Below are 14,875 nucleotides of genomic sequence, written 5' to 3'. Positions count from 1 at the left end.
TGGAAGGGGATCCGACCCCGTGTGGGCCCCGTGCGGGATCAGCCTGCGGCCGGGTAATCGAGATAGCCCGCCTCGCCGCCCCCGTAATAGGTGCTGCGGTCGGGCGTGGCCAACGCGATGTTGCGCTGCAGGCGTTCGACCAGATCCGGGTTGGCGATGAACGGCTGGCCGAACGCGGCAAGGTCGATGGTGCCGGCCTCGACCAGCTGCAGGGCGCGTTCGCGGGTCATGCCGCCGGCCAGGATCACGGTGCCACCGTAGGCCTGCTTGAACTGCTGCAGGAAGGCCTCGCCCAGCACCGACTGGCCCGCCTGCTGGTTGTCGTTGAGATGCACATAGGCCAGGCCGCGCTTGCCCAGTTCCTCGGCCAGGTACAGATAGGTGGCCTCGTTGTCGGGGTAGAACGGCATGTCGAAGGTGAGATTGTTCGGTGCCAGGCGCACGCCGATGCGCTGCGCACCGATGCGCTGGGCCATCGCATCGACGGTGTCCAGGATCAAGCGCGCGCGGTTGGGCAGCGAGCCGCCGTAGTGATCTTCGCGCTGGTTGATGACCGGGTTGAGGAACTGTTCGAACAGGTAGCCGTTGGCGGCATGCAGTTCGATGCCGTCGAATCCGGCGGCGATGGCGTTCTCTGCGCCGCGCACGAAGTCGTCGACGATGCCGGGGATCTCTGCGGTCTCCAGTGCACGTGCCGGGGTGGGATCGGCGTGGCCGCGGCTGCCATCGTCCAGGTACACGAACGAGGTGTTCTTCGGTGCGCTGGCCACCGGGCGGGTACCGGCGCTGACCGGTTGCCCACCGTCGGGCTGCAGCGAGGAATGCGACATGCGGCCGACGTGCCAGAGCTGGGCGAAGATCGTGCCCTGTGCGGCATGCACCGCCTCGGTGACGAGCTTCCACCCGGCCACCTGCTCGGCCGACCAGATACCCGGGACGTCGATGTAGCCCTGGCCCTGCGGCGAGACCGGGGTGCCTTCACTGATGATCAGGCCGGCGCTGGCGCGCTGCCGGTAGTACTGCGCGGTGAGTTCGTTGGCGACCGCACCGGGGTTGCGGGCGCGGGTCATCGGGGCCATCGCGATGCGGTTGCGCAGGGCGGTGCCTGCCAGATCGAAGGGGCGGAACAGGGCGGCGGTCATGTCGGTCATCTCGGTGTGGGGGAAGGCGCCAGCGGCGCGATGCACACAGGATGGAGTTGACATGCAGACGCATAAAGCGCTTCGATCTCCCTGGGCGCGGGACTATTTGTCCCCAATGGAGCGCGATAGATGCTGCCGCTGGAATCGTTGAATGGCCTGGTGACCTTCGTTACCACGGCCCGCTCAGGCAGCTTCACCGAGGCTGCCGAGGCGCTGGGCATCTCGCGCTCGGCAGTGGGCAAGGCCATCGCCCGGCTGGAAGCGCGGCTGGGCGTGCGCCTGTTCCACCGCACCACGCGGCGCATCGCGCTGACCACCGACGGCGAGGCGTACTACGCATCGTGCGCGGCGGCGCTGGAAGAAATCTCCGCCGCCGAGGCCTGCCTGGGGTCGGCCGGCCTGCCCAGCGGACGGCTGCGCATCGACATGCCATCCTCGTTCGGGCGGCTGGTGGTGCTGCCCGTGCTGCTGCGCCTGTGCCGGCAGTACCCGGACCTGCAACTGACGATGACCTTCACAGATCACTTCGTCGATCCGGTCGAAGAGGGCATCGACCTGCTGATCCGCTTCGGCGGGTTGCACCAGGCCGAGCATCTGGTCGCGCGCCGGCTGGGTCGCCAGCGCCTGGTCACCTGCGCATCGCCGGAGTACCTGCAGGCGCATGGCGTGCCAGCGACCGTGGAGGAACTGGCGCAGCATCGCAGCATCGTCGGCTTCCGCCATGGGCAACCGGTGGCGTGGCGGATTGGCAGTGATGACGCCGAGGGAACGTTCATCCCGAACGCGGCCTACCAGCTCAACGATGGTGACGCGGTGATCGATGCGGCCATCGCAGGACTGGGCATCTGCCAGATGCCCATTTCACTGGTACGCCGACATCTGGAATCCGGCGCGCTGCACTCGGTGCTGGATGCGCACATGCAGCGGCATATCGACATCCATGCGCTGTGGCCACCGACCCGGCACCTGCGGCCGAAGGTGCGCTATGTGGTGGATGAACTGGCGGGGCTGGCGGGTGAGGGCTTGTTCGATTGAACCGGCACGATTGAGCGGGATGGTTGCCTGTGTATACTATCCCCCAGTATAGTTTCGAGGTGGCCTGGTCATGCCGCACTCCCCCGAAGAGAAGAAGAAGGTCCTGGCCCGCGTGCGCCGCATCCGTGGCCAGTGCGATGCGCTGGACCGCGCGCTGGAAGCTGGCGCCGACTGCGGGCCGGTGCTGCAGCAGATCGCCGCCATCCGTGGCGCGGTCAACGGCCTGATGTCCGAGGTGATGGAGGCCCATCTGCGCGAGGAGTTCGGGCAACCCGCCGCCTCCGATGAACAACGCGCTGAACGCGTGCGCGACATGAGCGCGTTGATCCGCTCGTACCTGAAATAAACGACGGCGCAACATGGCGCCGCCCATCCTGTCATTGCCTGTCTCTGGAGAGTCCACCATGAAGTCCCGTGCCGCCGTCGCCTTTGGTCCCGGCCAGCCGCTGCAGATCGTCGAGATCGACGTCGCCCCGCCGAAGAAGGGCGAAGTGCTGGTGAAGATCACCCACACCGGTGTCTGCCACACCGATGCGTTCACGCTGTCCGGCGATGACCCGGAAGGCCTGTTCCCGGTGGTGCTGGGCCATGAAGGCGCCGGCATCGTGGTTGAAGTGGGCGAGGGCGTGACCAGCGTCAAGCCGGGCGACCACGTGATTCCGCTGTACACCGCCGAGTGCGGCGAGTGCCTGTTCTGCAAGAGCGGCAAGACCAACCTGTGCGTGGCCGTGCGCGCGACCCAGGGCAAGGGCGTGATGCCCGATGGCACCAGCCGCTTCAGCTACAACGGTGAGCCGCTGTACCACTACATGGGTTGCTCGACCTTCAGCGAATACACCGTGGTGGCCGAAGTGTCGCTGGCGAAGATCAATCCGGAAGCAAACCCGGAACACGTCTGCCTGCTCGGTTGCGGTGTCACCACCGGCATCGGCGCGGTGCACAACACCGCCAAGGTGCAGGAAGGCGACAGCGTGGCGGTGTTCGGCCTCGGTGGCATCGGCCTGGCGGTGATCCAGGGTGCGCGCCAGGCCAAGGCCGGCCGCATCATCGCGGTGGACACCAATCCGTCCAAGTTCGAACTGGCGCGCGAATTCGGCGCCACCGACTGCATCAACCCGAAGGACTTCGATAAGCCGATCCAGCAGGTCATCGTTGAAATGACCACCTGGGGCGTGGACCACAGCTTCGAGTGCATCGGCAACGTCAACGTGATGCGCGCGGCGCTGGAATGCGCGCACCGTGGCTGGGGCCAGAGCGTGGTGATCGGCGTGGCCGGTTCGGGCCAGGAGATCTCCACCCGTCCGTTCCAGCTGGTGACCGGCCGCAAGTGGATGGGCACCGCCTTCGGTGGCGTGAAGGGCCGCAGCCAGCTGCCGGGCATGGTCGAGGATGCGATGAAGGGCGATATCGAACTGGCCCCGTTCGTCACCCACACCATGGACCTGGACAAGATCAACGACGCCTTCGACCTGATGCATGAAGGCAAGTCGATCCGTTCGGTGGTCCACTACTGAGCCGCGGCGTGGGCTGGTTCGACGCCCTGCGCAGGCCGCGTGCGGAGGATCCACGCGCGGCCCTGGTCGACCCGATCGAGCAGGCGCTGCGCGCGCTGGGCTGGATCGAGGGCGACGTGGGTCCACCGCGCGCGGTGGACTCGCCCTTCGGCATTGATGAAATGCCGTTCGAGCACTGGCTGGCACAGGTATTCCTGCCGCGCCTGCACGAAGCCCGCGCCGACGGCCTGTGGCCACCGCGCAGCGACGTGGCGGTCGCGGCGTATCGCAACCTGGACGGCCAGCCTGGCGTCGAATCGTTGCTGCGCCTGCTGGCACAGCTGGATGAACTGATCAACCAAGGCGTCCACGCCGGGCGTGGATAAGCCGACCAAGGTCGGCATCTACCAGAAGCACGCGTGCGCTGACGCGCCGTGCAGGAGAGCACCATGGAACGCATTGAACACCGCGCCTGTTTTGGCGGTTGGCAGGATGTCTACCGCCATCATTCGACCACGCTGGGCTGCGACATGCAGTTCGCCGTGTACCTGCCGCCGCAGGCGGAAACGCAGACGCTGCCGGTGCTGTACTGGCTGAGCGGACTGACCTGCACCGAGCAGAATTTCATCACCAAGGCGGGCGCGCAGCGCTATGCGGCCGAACACGGCGTGATCATTGTCGCGCCTGATACCAGCCCGCGCGGTGATGACGTGGCCGATGCCGAAGGCTACGACCTGGGCAAGGGCGCAGGGTTCTACCTCAACGCCACCCGTGCGCCCTGGGCGAAGCACTTCCGCATGCATGACTATGTAGTGCACGAGTTGCCGGCGCTGATCGAAGCGGAGTTCCCGGCGACCGGCGCACGCGCCATCAGCGGGCACTCGATGGGCGGCCACGGTGCGCTGGTGATCGCGCTGCGCAATCCGGGGCGCTACCGCAGCGTGTCGGCGTTCTCGCCGATCGTCGCGCCCAGCCACGTGCCGTGGGGGCAGAAGGCCTTCCATGCCTATCTGGGCGACAACCCGGCCGACTGGGCGCAATGGGATGCCTGCGAGCTGATCGCTATGGCTGACGAGCGCCTGCCGCTGCTGGTCGACCAGGGCGATGCGGACGAGTTCCTGCAGACCCAGCTGCAGCCGCAGCGCCTGCAGGAGGCCTGCGCCGCTGCCGGCCATCCGCTGACCCTGCGCCTGCAGCCCGGCTACGACCACAGCTACTACTTCATTGGCAGCTTCATCGGCGAGCACATCGCCCACCACGCCCGCGCCCTGCACGGCTGAGCCCCCGGGAAAAAGGGGACGGAGGGGATTAAGTCGCATTTGCCGCTGTGCCGCAAACGACTTAATCCCCTCCGTCCCCTTTTTCAGCGATGGATCACACCCTCGTGGCGTCGCCCCGCGCTATCGTGCGCGTAGACGGCCTTGCGGATCGGGGGATGCATGCCGGTAGTGCTGGCGCTGCTGTATGTGCTGTGCCATGGCCTGGTGCTGGCCTTGTGGCCTGGTCCGGCCGGGGTAGGCTCCTTCGTTTTCCTGACCGGTGCCCCGTTGCTGGCGGCGGCCGCCTGCCTGTGGCGGGCCCGCCGCGACCGCGCGGCACTGGGGTGGCGCGCCACGGCATTGGCGCTGCTGCTGTGGGCCGGCGGCATGGCGTTCAACATGATCGACGCCCTGGGCGCCGGGCGTGCCGATTTCACCCCGCGCGCAAGCCTGTTCCTTTACGTGCTCTACGGTGTGCCCCTGGTGTTCATCCTGGCCAGGGCGCGCCGGGAACGGGTCAGCATCAGCCTGATCGATGCGGCCATGGCGGCGCTGCTGGGCGTGCTGTTCTTCGTGCACGCGCAGTCGTTCGCCGCCCGCGTTGACATCGACGACCACGCGTTGTCCAACATGCAACGCATGTTCGATATCCAGAACCTGTGCATCGCCGTGTTCGCGGTGGTGCGCTGGCTGGCCGGCGACGTTCCCGAGCGGCGTACCTTTTTCCGCGCGCTGGCGATGTATGCGGCGACCTACCTGTTGGTGGCGTATTACATCAACCACTACACCTCCGGTGATGCGTTCGGTGCCTATGCGGATCTGCTGATCGATCTGCCGTTCCTGCTGCTGGCGCTGCTCGCACTCAGCCAGGCACCGGCGCGGGTCCTGACGCCGCATCCGCGGATGGCGCGCACGGTGCAGGCGGCGGGCCCGATGATCCTGCCGCTGCTGCTGCTGGTGGTGGGCACCCTGGTGGTCGACCATGCCCGGCCCCTGGCCGTGAGCGGTTTCGTGGTGGCGACGCTGGGGTTCGGCCTGCGCAGCATCCTGCTGCAGGTGGACCTGATGGAACGGCAGGCCTCGCTGGACCAGCTGGCGCGCCAGGATGGCCTGACAGGCGTGGCCAACCGGCGCGAGTTCGACGCGCTGCTGCTGGCCGAGTGGAATCGCGCACGGCGCAGTGGCACCGAGCTGGGCCTGCTGCTGTTGGATATCGATCATTTCAAGGCCTTCAACGACCGCCACGGCCATCCCGCCGGCGACCGCTGCCTGCAGGCCGTGGCAGCGGTACTGAAGGCGAGCGCCGGTCGCGCCGGTGACAGCGTCGCACGTTATGGCGGCGAGGAATTTGCGGTGATCGTGCCCGGAAGCGCGCTGTCGGGCGTTCTGGCGCTGGCCGAGCGCCTGCGCCAGGCGGTGGAAGCGCTGCCGTTGCCGGAAGGATCGGTCAGTATCAGCATCGGCGTGGGTTACCTGCATCCGCCGGCGCTGGCCAGTGCCGATCAGTTGCTGGCAGACGCCGATGCCGGCCTGTATGCCGCCAAGCGGGCTGGCCGCAACCAGGTGATCCTGCATGCGCACGTGCTGGATGACGAGGGCAGCACGCACGGAACGATGGACTGCTGAGCAGCTCTCTGCATGCGATCACACGGGGGGCGCGACGGCTTATCGCTGCCGCAACCAGCCGGTCGGTTCGAGCAGCCTCAGCCCGACCGGGGACAATGAGCGCTGCCGCAACGGCAGGTTTGCCGCCTGCACGGCCATTGCACAGCGCGCCAGCTGCCGGCGCAACGGTGCCAGCGTGTCGTCTTCGCGGGGCCGCGCATGCCGCCATTGTGCGATGCGCAGCAGGCAGACCAGCAGGTCCAGTTCACTGGCGGCAATGAAGGGAGAGCCGGCGGGCAACAGGTCGATCGGTGCCGCCGGCGCGGCCAGCAGCGGCAGCAGGCCGATGAAGGCGTCGCAGCCCTCCTGGCCAAGCCCGAGTCCGCTCAGCTGGGCAAGGCCATCGGCCTGCAGATTGGGGTCGCGCAGCTGGCGTATCGCGCCCAGCAGCGCCTGTTCGCCCCGGCCGAACTGTCGACCGAAGGCGCGGTAGTTGACCCGGGTGGGAAACAAGGGGGAACGGGAGGCCATGGTGGCTAGGGCTGTGGGTCGCGGGTTTCCACCAGCACCGGACAGGGCGCGTGGTCGATGGTCCATTGCCCGATCGAGGGTTCGAACAGGCGTTCCAGCCGGGACAGGTGGCGATGGCCGATCACGATCAGGTCGCACTTCAGGCGCCGGGCCTGCTCGCTGATCACTTCGCCGGGATCGCCGGAGGGGATCTGCGCGATGGCATCGACGCCGCGCTCGCGCAGTTCGGCCAGGGCTTCGGCCAATACTGCCTCGGCGCGGGAGCGCTGGCGGGCGGCTTCCGGATACTCGGTGCGATCGGCTTCGCTGGCATCGGCCGCCAGCGCGAATTCGGGGTCGAGCACGCACAGCAGGTGCAGGCGGCTGTGGGGGCCGGCGATGGCGGCGGCCAGGTCCAGCACGCGTGCGTGCTGGGGGCCACCATCCAGGGCGACCAGCAGGGTAGTGAACATGGATGTCTCCTTGGCAGGACGGGGATGGTCGCCGATGTCACCGCGCGCACCCATGCCGTGCGCGGCAGTCAATGAATGCGTCGAACGCAACCCACGGTGGTTGCAAGTGCCCTAGAGTCATCTGATTTACTGGAGACTGTCATGCCCCTGCCGGACCTGAACCTGTTGCTGGCACTGGACGTGCTGATTGACGAATGCAGCGTGGCCGCCGCCGCGCGCCGCATGAACCTGAGCGCGCCGGCGATGAGCCGCACCCTGGGCCGGATCCGCACTGCGCTGGGTGACCCGGTGCTGGTGCGTGCCGGCCGCGGTCTGGCGCCCACGCCCCGCGCGCTGCAGCTGCGCGAGCAGGTCCGCGATGTGATCGAGCAGGCCCACCGCGTCTTCAACGCCGGTCGTGAAGTGGACATGCGCGTGCTCGAGCGAACCTTCAGCGTGCGCGCCAATGATGTCTTCATCGGTGGATTTGGCGGTCGCCTGCGCGAGATCTTCCGCCAGCAGGCACCGCGCGCGGTGCTGCGCTTCGTACCCGAGGGCGATACCGACGATGATGCGATGGCGCAGGGCCGGATCGACCTGTACATCAGCACCGCCGGCAAGCATGCGCCCGATACCAAGGTGCAGAACCTGTTCAGTACCTCGTTCATGGGCGCCGCGCGCGAGGACCATCCACTGTTCGACGAGGAGATCAGTGCAGAGCGCTTTGCCGCGTGCGACCACATCGCGGTGTCGCGCCGTGGCCTGCCGCGTGGGCCGATCGATGATGACCTGGCCACGCTCGGCCTGCAGCGCCGCGTGGCGCTGATCAGCCCGACCTTCCACGGTGCGATCTTCGCGGCGGCCGAATCAGACCTGATCCTGCCGCAGATGCCAAGCGTGATGCTGGAGCGGATCGTCAGCATGCGCCTGCCGCTGCGCCTGTTCCCGCTGCCGATCCCGGTGCGTACCGCGGCCATCGTGCAGGCCTGGCATCCGCGGCTGGACAACGATGCCGCGCACCAGTGGCTTCGCCGTTCGATCAAGACCATGTGCGAGCGCGTCGAGGACGCCCACCGCTGAGACCCGCAGGCGTGCGCTGGACGCACGCCTGGGATGCCGGCGACGCCATTTTTCACAGGGTACCGGCTCCCTAGACTGCGCTCCCCGGAGTTTCACTGAGCGCATTCCAATGACCCTCAACATGCCGTGCACTGCACGGATCGGCGCCTGGCGATGAGTGCGCCGGCCGCCGCTGTCCCGGCCGCCGCGGCGTCCCGTCCTGCCGCCGCCCCCGGGCTCGATCGCCGCATTCTGGTCGGCCTGTGTGGCGTGCTGCTGGCGGTGCTGGTGTCCGGCTTCAACGAGAACATCACCAAGGTCGCGCTGGCCGACATCCGTGGCGCGATGGGTTTCAGCGTCGACGACGGCAGCTGGATCGTCGCCCTCTACAGCGCGATGTCGGTCAGCGCGATGGCCTTCGCGCCGTGGTGTGCCGCCACGTTCTCGCTGCGCCGTTTCGCGCTGGCGATGATCGGTGGCTTCATGGTGCTGGGCGTGCTGTGCCCGCTCGCCCCGAACCTGCAGGTGTTCCTGCTGCTGCGTGCATTGCAGGGCCTGTGCGGCGGTGCACTGCCGCCGTTGCTGATGAGCGTGGCGCTGCGCTTCCTGCCGCCTGGCATCAAGCTGTACGGCCTGGCCGGCTACGCGTTGACGGCGACGTTCGGCCCGAGCATGGGCACGCCGCTGGCCGCGTTCTGGGTCGAGCAGGTGGGCTGGCACTGGGCGTTCTGGCAGATCGTGCCGTACTGCCTGGCCGCCATGGCGATGGTCGGCTGGGGCCTGCCACAGGACCCGCTGCGGCTGGAGCGCTTCGCCCAGTTCGATGGCGTTGGGCTGCTGCTCGGCCTGCCGGCGCTGGTGCTGCTGGTGCTGGGCCTGGTGCAGGGCCCGCGGCTGAACTGGTTCGATTCGCCGATGATCACGCTGATGATCGGTGGCGGTGCCGGCCTGATGGTGCTGTTCATGATCAACGAATGGTTCCACCCGCTGCCGTTCTTCAAGCTGCAGTTGTTGGCCAATCGCAATCTCAGCTACTCGCTGGTCACGCTGGGTGGCGTGCTGTTCGTGCTGCTGGCGGTGATCTCGATCCCGTCCGGCTTCCTGGCCAGCGTGCAGGGCTACCGGCCGCTGCAGACCGCACCGATGCTGCTGTGGGTGGCACTGCCACAGGTGATCGCGCTGCCGCTGGTGGCGGCCCTGTTGAACATCCGCGCGGTGGACTGCCGCTGGGTGCAGGCCACCGGCCTGGCGATGCTGGCACTGGCCTGCTGGCTGGGCTCGCACCTGGACGTGGCCTGGATCCGCGACAACTTCCTGTGGGTGCAGCTGCTGCAGGTGTTTGCCCAGCCGATGGCGGTGCTGCCGCTGCTGATGCTGGCCACCGGCGGCCTGGCGCCACAGGATGGCCCGTTTGCCTCGGCCTGGTTCAACACGGTCAAGGGCTTCGCTGCGGTGCTCGCCGGTGGCGTACTGGATGCCATCGCCCAAGGCCGCCGTCATTTCCATTCCACCGTGCTGGTCGACCGCCTTGGCGAGCAACCGTGGCTGGCCGATGGCCCGCAGCTGGGCGCGCGCCTGCATGCACAGGTACAGGCGCTGACTTCTGCCGACCTGTACTGGGTGGTCGCACTGGTGGCGCTGGCCTTCATTCCCCTCATTGCCTGGATGCCCACCCGCATCCATCCGCCACGCGCCGTGGCCTGAACCTTTCGCAGGAACCCCTCATGACGATCAATCGAACCCCTCTCAACACCGGCCTGGGCCTGGGCGTGCTGGCCCTGGCCATCGGCGCGTGGCTGCTGCTGCGCGATGGCGGTCACCAGACCACCAACAATGCGTACGTGGTGGCCGACTACACCCTGGTAGCGCCGAAGATTGCCGGCTTCGTCAGTGCCGTGGAGGTAGAGGACAACCAGTCGGTGAAGGCCGGCGACGTGCTTGCCCGCATCGACGACCGCGACTACCAGGTGGCATTGCAGGCTGCGCGTGCCGACCTTGCCAATGCCCGTGCACAGCTGGCCAATGCGCAGGCCGCACTGGCCCAGCAGGACTCGCTGATCGCGCAGGCCAGGGCCAGCGTCGATGTCAGCCGTTCCGAACTGACCCTGGCCAGTGCCGACCAGCAGCGTTACCGCGAACTGGCCCGTGATGGCGCCGGTACCGTGCAGAACGCGCAGCAGGCGCAGTCGAAGCAGGCCGTGGCCAGTGCGCATCTGCAGCAGGGCCAGGCCGCACTGTCGACCGCACGCCAGCGCACCGACATCCTCAGCGCGGGCGTGCAGGCTGCACAGGCGGCGGTGCAGCGTGCAGAAGCGGCACAGGCACGCGCCGAACTGGATCTGTCGCACACCGTGCTGCGCGCGCCGATCGATGGCATGGTCGGTCGCCGCGCAGTGCGCGTCGGTGCCTACCTGACCCCGGGTACGCCGGTGGCTGCGGTGGTCCCGCTGAAGCGCGCCTTCGTGGTCGCCAACTTCCAGGAAACGCAGATGACCCGCATGCAGGCCGGCCAGCAGGTTGAACTGAAGGTGGACGTATTCCCGGGCACGCCGCTGCGCGGGCACATCGACAGCATTGCACCAGCCACTGGCGTCACCTTTGCTGCAGTCGCACCAGAGAACGCCACCGGCAACTTCACCAAGGTGGTGCAGCGCATTCCGGTGAAGATCGTGCTGGAGCCGGGCCAGCCGCTGCTGGACCAGCTGCGTGCCGGCATGTCGGTGGAAGCCAGCGTTGACCTGGGCAGCCGCGCGCGTGCGCAGAGCGTGCAGCACGGACCGGGCCACAAGCGCGGGGAGGGCGCATGAGCGCCATTACCGTTTTCCGCACCTTCGTTGCGGCCACCCTGTGCACGGCCCTGGCTGCCTGCGCGATGGGCCCGGACTTCGTACGCCCGCAGGCGGAACTGCCCGGCCACTGGCGGGGTGGGGCTGTCGCCGGCAACGCCATCGATCAGGACGCCGCCTGGTGGGCCGGCTTCGACGATCCGCTGCTGGGGCAGCTGGCCCACCAGGTGCTGGCGGCCAACCTGGACCTGCAGCTGGCCGCCAACCGCGTGCAGCAGAGCCGCACCGCGCGCGGCATCACCGCCGCCGATCGCCTGCCCAGCGTCAGCGCGAGCGCCAGTGGCGTGCGTGCACGCAACAGCGAGGTGGGCCTGAATGATCCTTCCGGCAACGGCGGCCGTGATGACTACGGGCTGTTCCAGGCCGGTATCGGCCTGGGCTGGGAACTGGACCTGTGGGGCCGCGTGCGGCGCCAGGTGGAAGCGGCCGACGCACGCGTGCAGATGGCCGAAGAGGATGCACACGCCGTGCGCATCGCGCTGCTGGCGGAAACCGCGCGTGATTACCTGCAGCTGCGTGCGACGCGGCAGCTGCTGGCGATCACCGAGGACAACCTCAGCATCGCGCATGACATCAAACGGCTGACCGAGGCGCGCCAGAAGCAGGGCGTGGCCAGCACGCTGCAGGTGTCCAGCGCGGCCGCGCAGGTGGCTTCGCTGCAGGCGCGCATTGCGCCGCTGCGGCATCGCGAATCGCAGCTGCGCAATGCGCTGGCGTTCCTGCTGGCACAGCCGCCGCAGGCACTGGACGCGCAGCTGCAGGATGTACGCCGTGACTGGCCGGCGTTGCCAGCGGTGGCGGTGGGTCTGCCGAGTGAACTGGCCGAGCGTCGCCCGGACATCCGTCGTGCCGAGGCGGCACTGCATGCGGCAACGGCCGGCATCGGCGTGGCCGAGGCCAGTTTCCTGCCGCGCATCACCTTGAATGGTGACGCAGGCTTCCAGGCCAAGCAGCTGGATGACCTGGATGGCTGGAACGCGCACCGTTTCAGCATCGGGCCGTCGATCAGCCTGCCGATCTTCCAGGGCGGGCGGCTGAAGGCGAACCTCGCGCTGAGCAGGCTGCAGCAGCAACAGTCGGCCCTGCAGTTCCGCCGTACCGTGTTGCAGGCCTGGCATGAGGTGGACGACGCCATGGATGGCTACAGTGCCGAGCAGCAGCGCACGGTGCAGCTGCACGTGGCGGTGGATGAGAGCGAGACGGCACTGGGGGCGGCGCGCCGGCAGTACCAGGCCGGCGTGGTCGACATGCTGGACGTGCTGACCACCCAGCGCATCGCGCTGGACAACCAGGCCGCGCTGGCCAACAGCCAGGCCGCCGCCGCGATCGCGCGTGTAGCGCTGTACCGCGCGCTGGGCGGTGGCTGGTAGCGATAGGGAAACGCCGGGCCATGCCCGGCGGTTCGTCGGTAGTTGCCAACCTTGGTTGGCAGCTTTTTTGGAGCGCCAACCAAGGGTGGCGTCTACCAGAGCCCGTCGTGCGCCGGGCCACGTGCTGTGGACCCGGTGGACGCATCAACGCCCGTCCGCTACCTCGCCGTAAAACCAGTATTCCTGTTCCAGACCGTCATCGTGGTCGGTGGGAGGAATGCTGACCTGCACACCTCGCTCCTCAACGCCTTGGGGTAGGACGAGCTGCCATTCGGCGGAAAGACTGCGCGAGGTGATGGCGGTGACCTGGCCATCCGCTGTCGAGGCGACGTGGCCCTGGAAGTACGCTTCGTCCAGGTAAAGGCAAATCTCGCTGGAGAACATCCCTGGCTGGGCGATGCAGCAGGTTACCCGCACAGTAGCTTGTGAAGCGGGCCGCGACTGGATCAGATTTGCGCAGGCGCTGATGAGCGATTGGGCGCAGGCACGCTGGATTCTCAGGGTGGTGGCCGGCCAGGGTTGGCATCTACCGGAGCAGCCCTCGGAAGCGCCGGGCCATGCCCGGCGGCGCGTCAGTAGTGGCCAACCTTGGTTGGCAGCCGTTTGTGCAAGCGCCAACCAAGGTTGGCGTCTACCAGAGCATGGTCATCGGCACCGGGTCGATCACGACACGGGCACGGTAGCGCCGGGCCATGCCCGGCGGGCGGGTGCCTCAACGCACGTCGCGCAGTTCCCAGTGGCTGCCGGCCAGCAGGCGCAGGCGCTGCTTGAACACGTCACTGTCGATGCGGGTGGTGGCGACCAGGTTGATGCGCAGGTCCTTCTGCTCGCCGGTCACGGTGGCCTCCGGGTCGGTCACGCCCCACTGCGGTTCCACCGCATCCGGGTCGGGCTGCTTGGCCTTCCAGCGTTCGAACAGCGTGCCGCTGCGCAGGGCATCCTGCAGCTCTTCGGCGAAACCGGCGGCGCCCTGGGAATGGAAGGACAGGTCAGGGTCGTTGCCGCGGGCCTTGGACGGATCGGGCAGGCTGATGTGGTACTGCGCAGGCATGGAGTTCTCCTTGAAGTGCGGCAAGGCTGGCACAGTCGGGGTGGAATCGATGTGCAGATTCCGGCCGTGGCCAGCGCTCATTCGAACCGATGCGGCCCATCGGCAAATCCCACGGTGACCGCGCCCTTGCCGACGTTGACCATGCCGGTCAGGCTCATCACCGATTCGTACACGGTCACGCCATGGCCGGCGCAGACCTCTTTCATCTGTGCATAGCCGGGCAGGCTGCGCAGCTCGTCCAGTTCGCCGCCGTAGCTGACGCACACCGTCGGCGTCATCAGCCCGGCACGCACGCGCTGGCCGACCACCGCGAACAGCTTCTGCACGGCGCTGTCGAAGCCCTTGATCTTGGCCACCGGCCCGGTCTCGCCACGGTAGCCGTGCAGCACCGGCTTGATGTCCAGCGCACTGCCCAGTGCCGCGCTGAGCAGGCCGACACTGCGGTCGCCCTTGTGCCGCGCGCGTGCGCGCATGTAGTACAGGTCGCGGGTGATCATGTAGCCGTGCACGTTGCCGGCCAGTTCTTCCAGCCGTTCGCGGATCTGCTGCACGCTGGCGCCACTGTCACGCAGGCGGACAGCCTCCACCGCGGTCACGGCCTGCGCGGCGAACAGGTTCTGGGTATCAAGTACGCGCAGCGCGAACGGCGAGTTGTAGCCCGCTGCCTGCCGCACCGGCTTGTAATCGTTGAGGATGGCGAAGCTGGCCTGCAGCGCGTTGTCGTGGATCGGGCTGCGGGTCTTGGTGATGGTCATGCAGAACACGTGGTCGTAATCGATCACCAGCTGCTGCAGGAACAGGTCGCGGATCTGGTTGACGCTGAAGGGGATGGTTTCCGCTTCAGCGCCATGTTCGGCCACATGCGCGTGCAGGAAGCTCAGGGTGGCCTGCTCATCGCGATGATCGGCCAGCACGGCTTCGCCGATCCGTACGGTGATCGGCAGCAGCACGATGTTGTGCTCGGCAATGAAGTCCTGCGGCAGGTCGCAGGCCGAGTCGACGACGATTCCGATGCGCATCCGCGGCTCCCCCTCCAGGGCGGTTGTAGGTTCG

Annotated in this window: 16 protein-coding genes; 10 read left to right on the top strand and 6 right to left on the bottom strand. The window is 67.7% G+C overall.

The window, feature by feature from the left end:
• Positions 1-38: 38 nt before the first annotated feature.
• Entirely contained in the window at positions 39-1,142 is a 1,104-nt protein-coding gene (locus tag AC5QAB_RS04235; protein WP_197561721.1) for an alkene reductase, read from the bottom strand.
• Positions 1,143-1,271: 129 nt separating this feature from the next.
• On the opposite strand from AC5QAB_RS04235, the gene AC5QAB_RS04230 reads away from it, so the two are divergent.
• The 6 genes from AC5QAB_RS04230 to AC5QAB_RS04205 all read left to right on the top strand — a co-directional run bounded on the left by AC5QAB_RS04230 (position 1,272) and on the right by AC5QAB_RS04205 (position 6,555).
• A complete protein-coding gene (locus AC5QAB_RS04230; RefSeq protein ID WP_495233171.1) occupies positions 1,272-2,177 on the top strand; it encodes a LysR family transcriptional regulator in 906 nt (301 codons plus the stop codon).
• A 70-nt stretch (positions 2,178-2,247) separates the two neighbouring features.
• On the top strand, positions 2,248-2,523 hold the full coding sequence (frmR, locus tag AC5QAB_RS04225) for a formaldehyde-responsive transcriptional repressor FrmR (RefSeq protein ID WP_005411009.1): 276 nt from the start codon (positions 2,248-2,250) through the stop codon (positions 2,521-2,523).
• A gap of 58 nt (positions 2,524-2,581) precedes the next feature.
• Positions 2,582-3,691, top strand: coding sequence for an S-(hydroxymethyl)glutathione dehydrogenase/class III alcohol dehydrogenase (locus AC5QAB_RS04220; RefSeq protein ID WP_032960685.1), 1,110 nt, complete (start codon positions 2,582-2,584; stop codon positions 3,689-3,691).
• A gap of 8 nt (positions 3,692-3,699) precedes the next feature.
• Positions 3,700-4,056 carry a YqcC family protein gene (locus AC5QAB_RS04215; protein ID WP_032960684.1) on the top strand — a complete coding sequence of 119 codons (357 nt, stop codon included), beginning with the start codon at positions 3,700-3,702 and terminating at the stop codon, positions 4,054-4,056.
• A 63-nt stretch (positions 4,057-4,119) separates the two neighbouring features.
• A complete protein-coding gene (fghA, locus tag AC5QAB_RS04210) occupies positions 4,120-4,950 on the top strand; it encodes an S-formylglutathione hydrolase (protein ID WP_495233170.1) in 831 nt (276 codons plus the stop codon).
• 159 nt (positions 4,951-5,109) lie between these two features.
• Positions 5,110-6,555, top strand: a complete 1,446-nt coding sequence (locus AC5QAB_RS04205; RefSeq protein WP_049408786.1) for a GGDEF domain-containing protein — start codon at positions 5,110-5,112, stop codon at positions 6,553-6,555.
• Between the two features lie 39 nt (positions 6,556-6,594).
• Here AC5QAB_RS04205 and AC5QAB_RS04200 read toward each other — a convergent pair whose 3' ends face one another.
• Together AC5QAB_RS04200 and AC5QAB_RS04195 are read right to left on the bottom strand one after the other, a co-directional pair.
• Positions 6,595-7,065 carry a hypothetical protein gene (locus AC5QAB_RS04200; RefSeq protein ID WP_495233169.1) on the bottom strand — a complete coding sequence of 157 codons (471 nt, stop codon included), beginning with the start codon at positions 7,063-7,065 and terminating at the stop codon, positions 6,595-6,597.
• A 5-nt stretch (positions 7,066-7,070) separates the two neighbouring features.
• The gene (locus tag AC5QAB_RS04195; RefSeq protein WP_049408788.1) at positions 7,071-7,517 is read right to left on the bottom strand and encodes a universal stress protein; all 447 of its coding nucleotides are present in this window, start codon (positions 7,515-7,517) and stop codon (positions 7,071-7,073) included.
• A 141-nt stretch (positions 7,518-7,658) separates the two neighbouring features.
• Here AC5QAB_RS04195 and AC5QAB_RS04190 point away from each other — a divergent pair, with 141 nt between their 5' ends.
• From AC5QAB_RS04190 to AC5QAB_RS04175, 4 genes are all read left to right on the top strand, one after another.
• Positions 7,659-8,576: a LysR family transcriptional regulator gene (locus AC5QAB_RS04190; RefSeq protein ID WP_014648381.1), complete on the top strand. Its 918-nt coding sequence runs from the start codon at positions 7,659-7,661 to the stop codon at positions 8,574-8,576.
• A gap of 153 nt (positions 8,577-8,729) precedes the next feature.
• Entirely contained in the window at positions 8,730-10,259 is a 1,530-nt protein-coding gene (locus AC5QAB_RS04185) for an MFS transporter (RefSeq protein WP_495233168.1), read from the top strand.
• Positions 10,260-10,279: 20 nt separating this feature from the next.
• A complete protein-coding gene (locus tag AC5QAB_RS04180) occupies positions 10,280-11,362 on the top strand; it encodes an HlyD family secretion protein (protein WP_032956599.1) in 1,083 nt (360 codons plus the stop codon).
• Positions 11,359-12,771 (top strand): efflux transporter outer membrane subunit, encoded by a 1,413-nt coding sequence (locus AC5QAB_RS04175; RefSeq protein WP_495233167.1) that lies wholly within the window; start codon positions 11,359-11,361, stop codon positions 12,769-12,771. Before AC5QAB_RS04180 ends, AC5QAB_RS04175 begins: the two co-directional genes overlap by 4 nt.
• Positions 12,772-12,915: 144 nt before the next feature.
• Here AC5QAB_RS04175 and AC5QAB_RS04170 read toward each other — a convergent pair whose 3' ends face one another.
• The 3 genes from AC5QAB_RS04170 to AC5QAB_RS04160 form a co-directional block, all read right to left on the bottom strand.
• A complete protein-coding gene (locus AC5QAB_RS04170) occupies positions 12,916-13,389 on the bottom strand; it encodes a DUF3916 domain-containing protein (RefSeq protein WP_495233166.1) in 474 nt (157 codons plus the stop codon).
• A gap of 94 nt (positions 13,390-13,483) precedes the next feature.
• Positions 13,484-13,822 carry a hypothetical protein gene (locus tag AC5QAB_RS04165; RefSeq protein WP_005410998.1) on the bottom strand — a complete coding sequence of 113 codons (339 nt, stop codon included), beginning with the start codon at positions 13,820-13,822 and terminating at the stop codon, positions 13,484-13,486.
• Positions 13,823-13,899: 77 nt separating this feature from the next.
• Positions 13,900-14,841 carry a DegV family protein gene (locus AC5QAB_RS04160; protein WP_032956590.1) on the bottom strand — a complete coding sequence of 314 codons (942 nt, stop codon included), beginning with the start codon at positions 14,839-14,841 and terminating at the stop codon, positions 13,900-13,902.
• Between the last annotated feature and the right edge of the window lie 34 nt (positions 14,842-14,875).

The sequence above is a fragment of the Stenotrophomonas sp. YJH_SMC_127 genome, from assembly GCF_059372445.1.
The sequence above is the reverse complement of the archived record's forward strand: the minus strand, read 5'-3'. Positions and strand labels throughout refer to the sequence as shown.

What these genes read in the sequence shown, in the direction of transcription:
- AC5QAB_RS04235 (WP_197561721.1), bottom strand. Translation starts at nt 1,142, where the DNA reads ATGACCGCCGCCCTGTTCCGCCCCTTCGATCTGGCAGGCACCGCCCTG.
- AC5QAB_RS04205 (WP_049408786.1), top strand. Translation starts at nt 5,110, where the DNA reads ATGCCGGTAGTGCTGGCGCTGCTGTATGTGCTGTGCCATGGCCTGGTG.
- AC5QAB_RS04165 (WP_005410998.1), bottom strand. Translation starts at nt 13,822, where the DNA reads ATGCCTGCGCAGTACCACATCAGCCTGCCCGATCCGTCCAAGGCCCGC.
- AC5QAB_RS04190 (WP_014648381.1), top strand. Translation starts at nt 7,659, where the DNA reads ATGCCCCTGCCGGACCTGAACCTGTTGCTGGCACTGGACGTGCTGATT.
- AC5QAB_RS04185 (WP_495233168.1), top strand. Translation starts at nt 8,730, where the DNA reads ATGAGTGCGCCGGCCGCCGCTGTCCCGGCCGCCGCGGCGTCCCGTCCT.
- fghA (WP_495233170.1), top strand. Translation starts at nt 4,120, where the DNA reads ATGGAACGCATTGAACACCGCGCCTGTTTTGGCGGTTGGCAGGATGTC.
- frmR (WP_005411009.1), top strand. Translation starts at nt 2,248, where the DNA reads ATGCCGCACTCCCCCGAAGAGAAGAAGAAGGTCCTGGCCCGCGTGCGC.
- AC5QAB_RS04175 (WP_495233167.1), top strand. Translation starts at nt 11,359, where the DNA reads ATGAGCGCCATTACCGTTTTCCGCACCTTCGTTGCGGCCACCCTGTGC.
- AC5QAB_RS04180 (WP_032956599.1), top strand. Translation starts at nt 10,280, where the DNA reads ATGACGATCAATCGAACCCCTCTCAACACCGGCCTGGGCCTGGGCGTG.
- AC5QAB_RS04200 (WP_495233169.1), bottom strand. Translation starts at nt 7,065, where the DNA reads ATGGCCTCCCGTTCCCCCTTGTTTCCCACCCGGGTCAACTACCGCGCC.
- AC5QAB_RS04160 (WP_032956590.1), bottom strand. Translation starts at nt 14,841, where the DNA reads ATGCGCATCGGAATCGTCGTCGACTCGGCCTGCGACCTGCCGCAGGAC.
- AC5QAB_RS04195 (WP_049408788.1), bottom strand. Translation starts at nt 7,517, where the DNA reads ATGTTCACTACCCTGCTGGTCGCCCTGGATGGTGGCCCCCAGCACGCA.
- AC5QAB_RS04220 (WP_032960685.1), top strand. Translation starts at nt 2,582, where the DNA reads ATGAAGTCCCGTGCCGCCGTCGCCTTTGGTCCCGGCCAGCCGCTGCAG.
- AC5QAB_RS04230 (WP_495233171.1), top strand. Translation starts at nt 1,272, where the DNA reads ATGCTGCCGCTGGAATCGTTGAATGGCCTGGTGACCTTCGTTACCACG.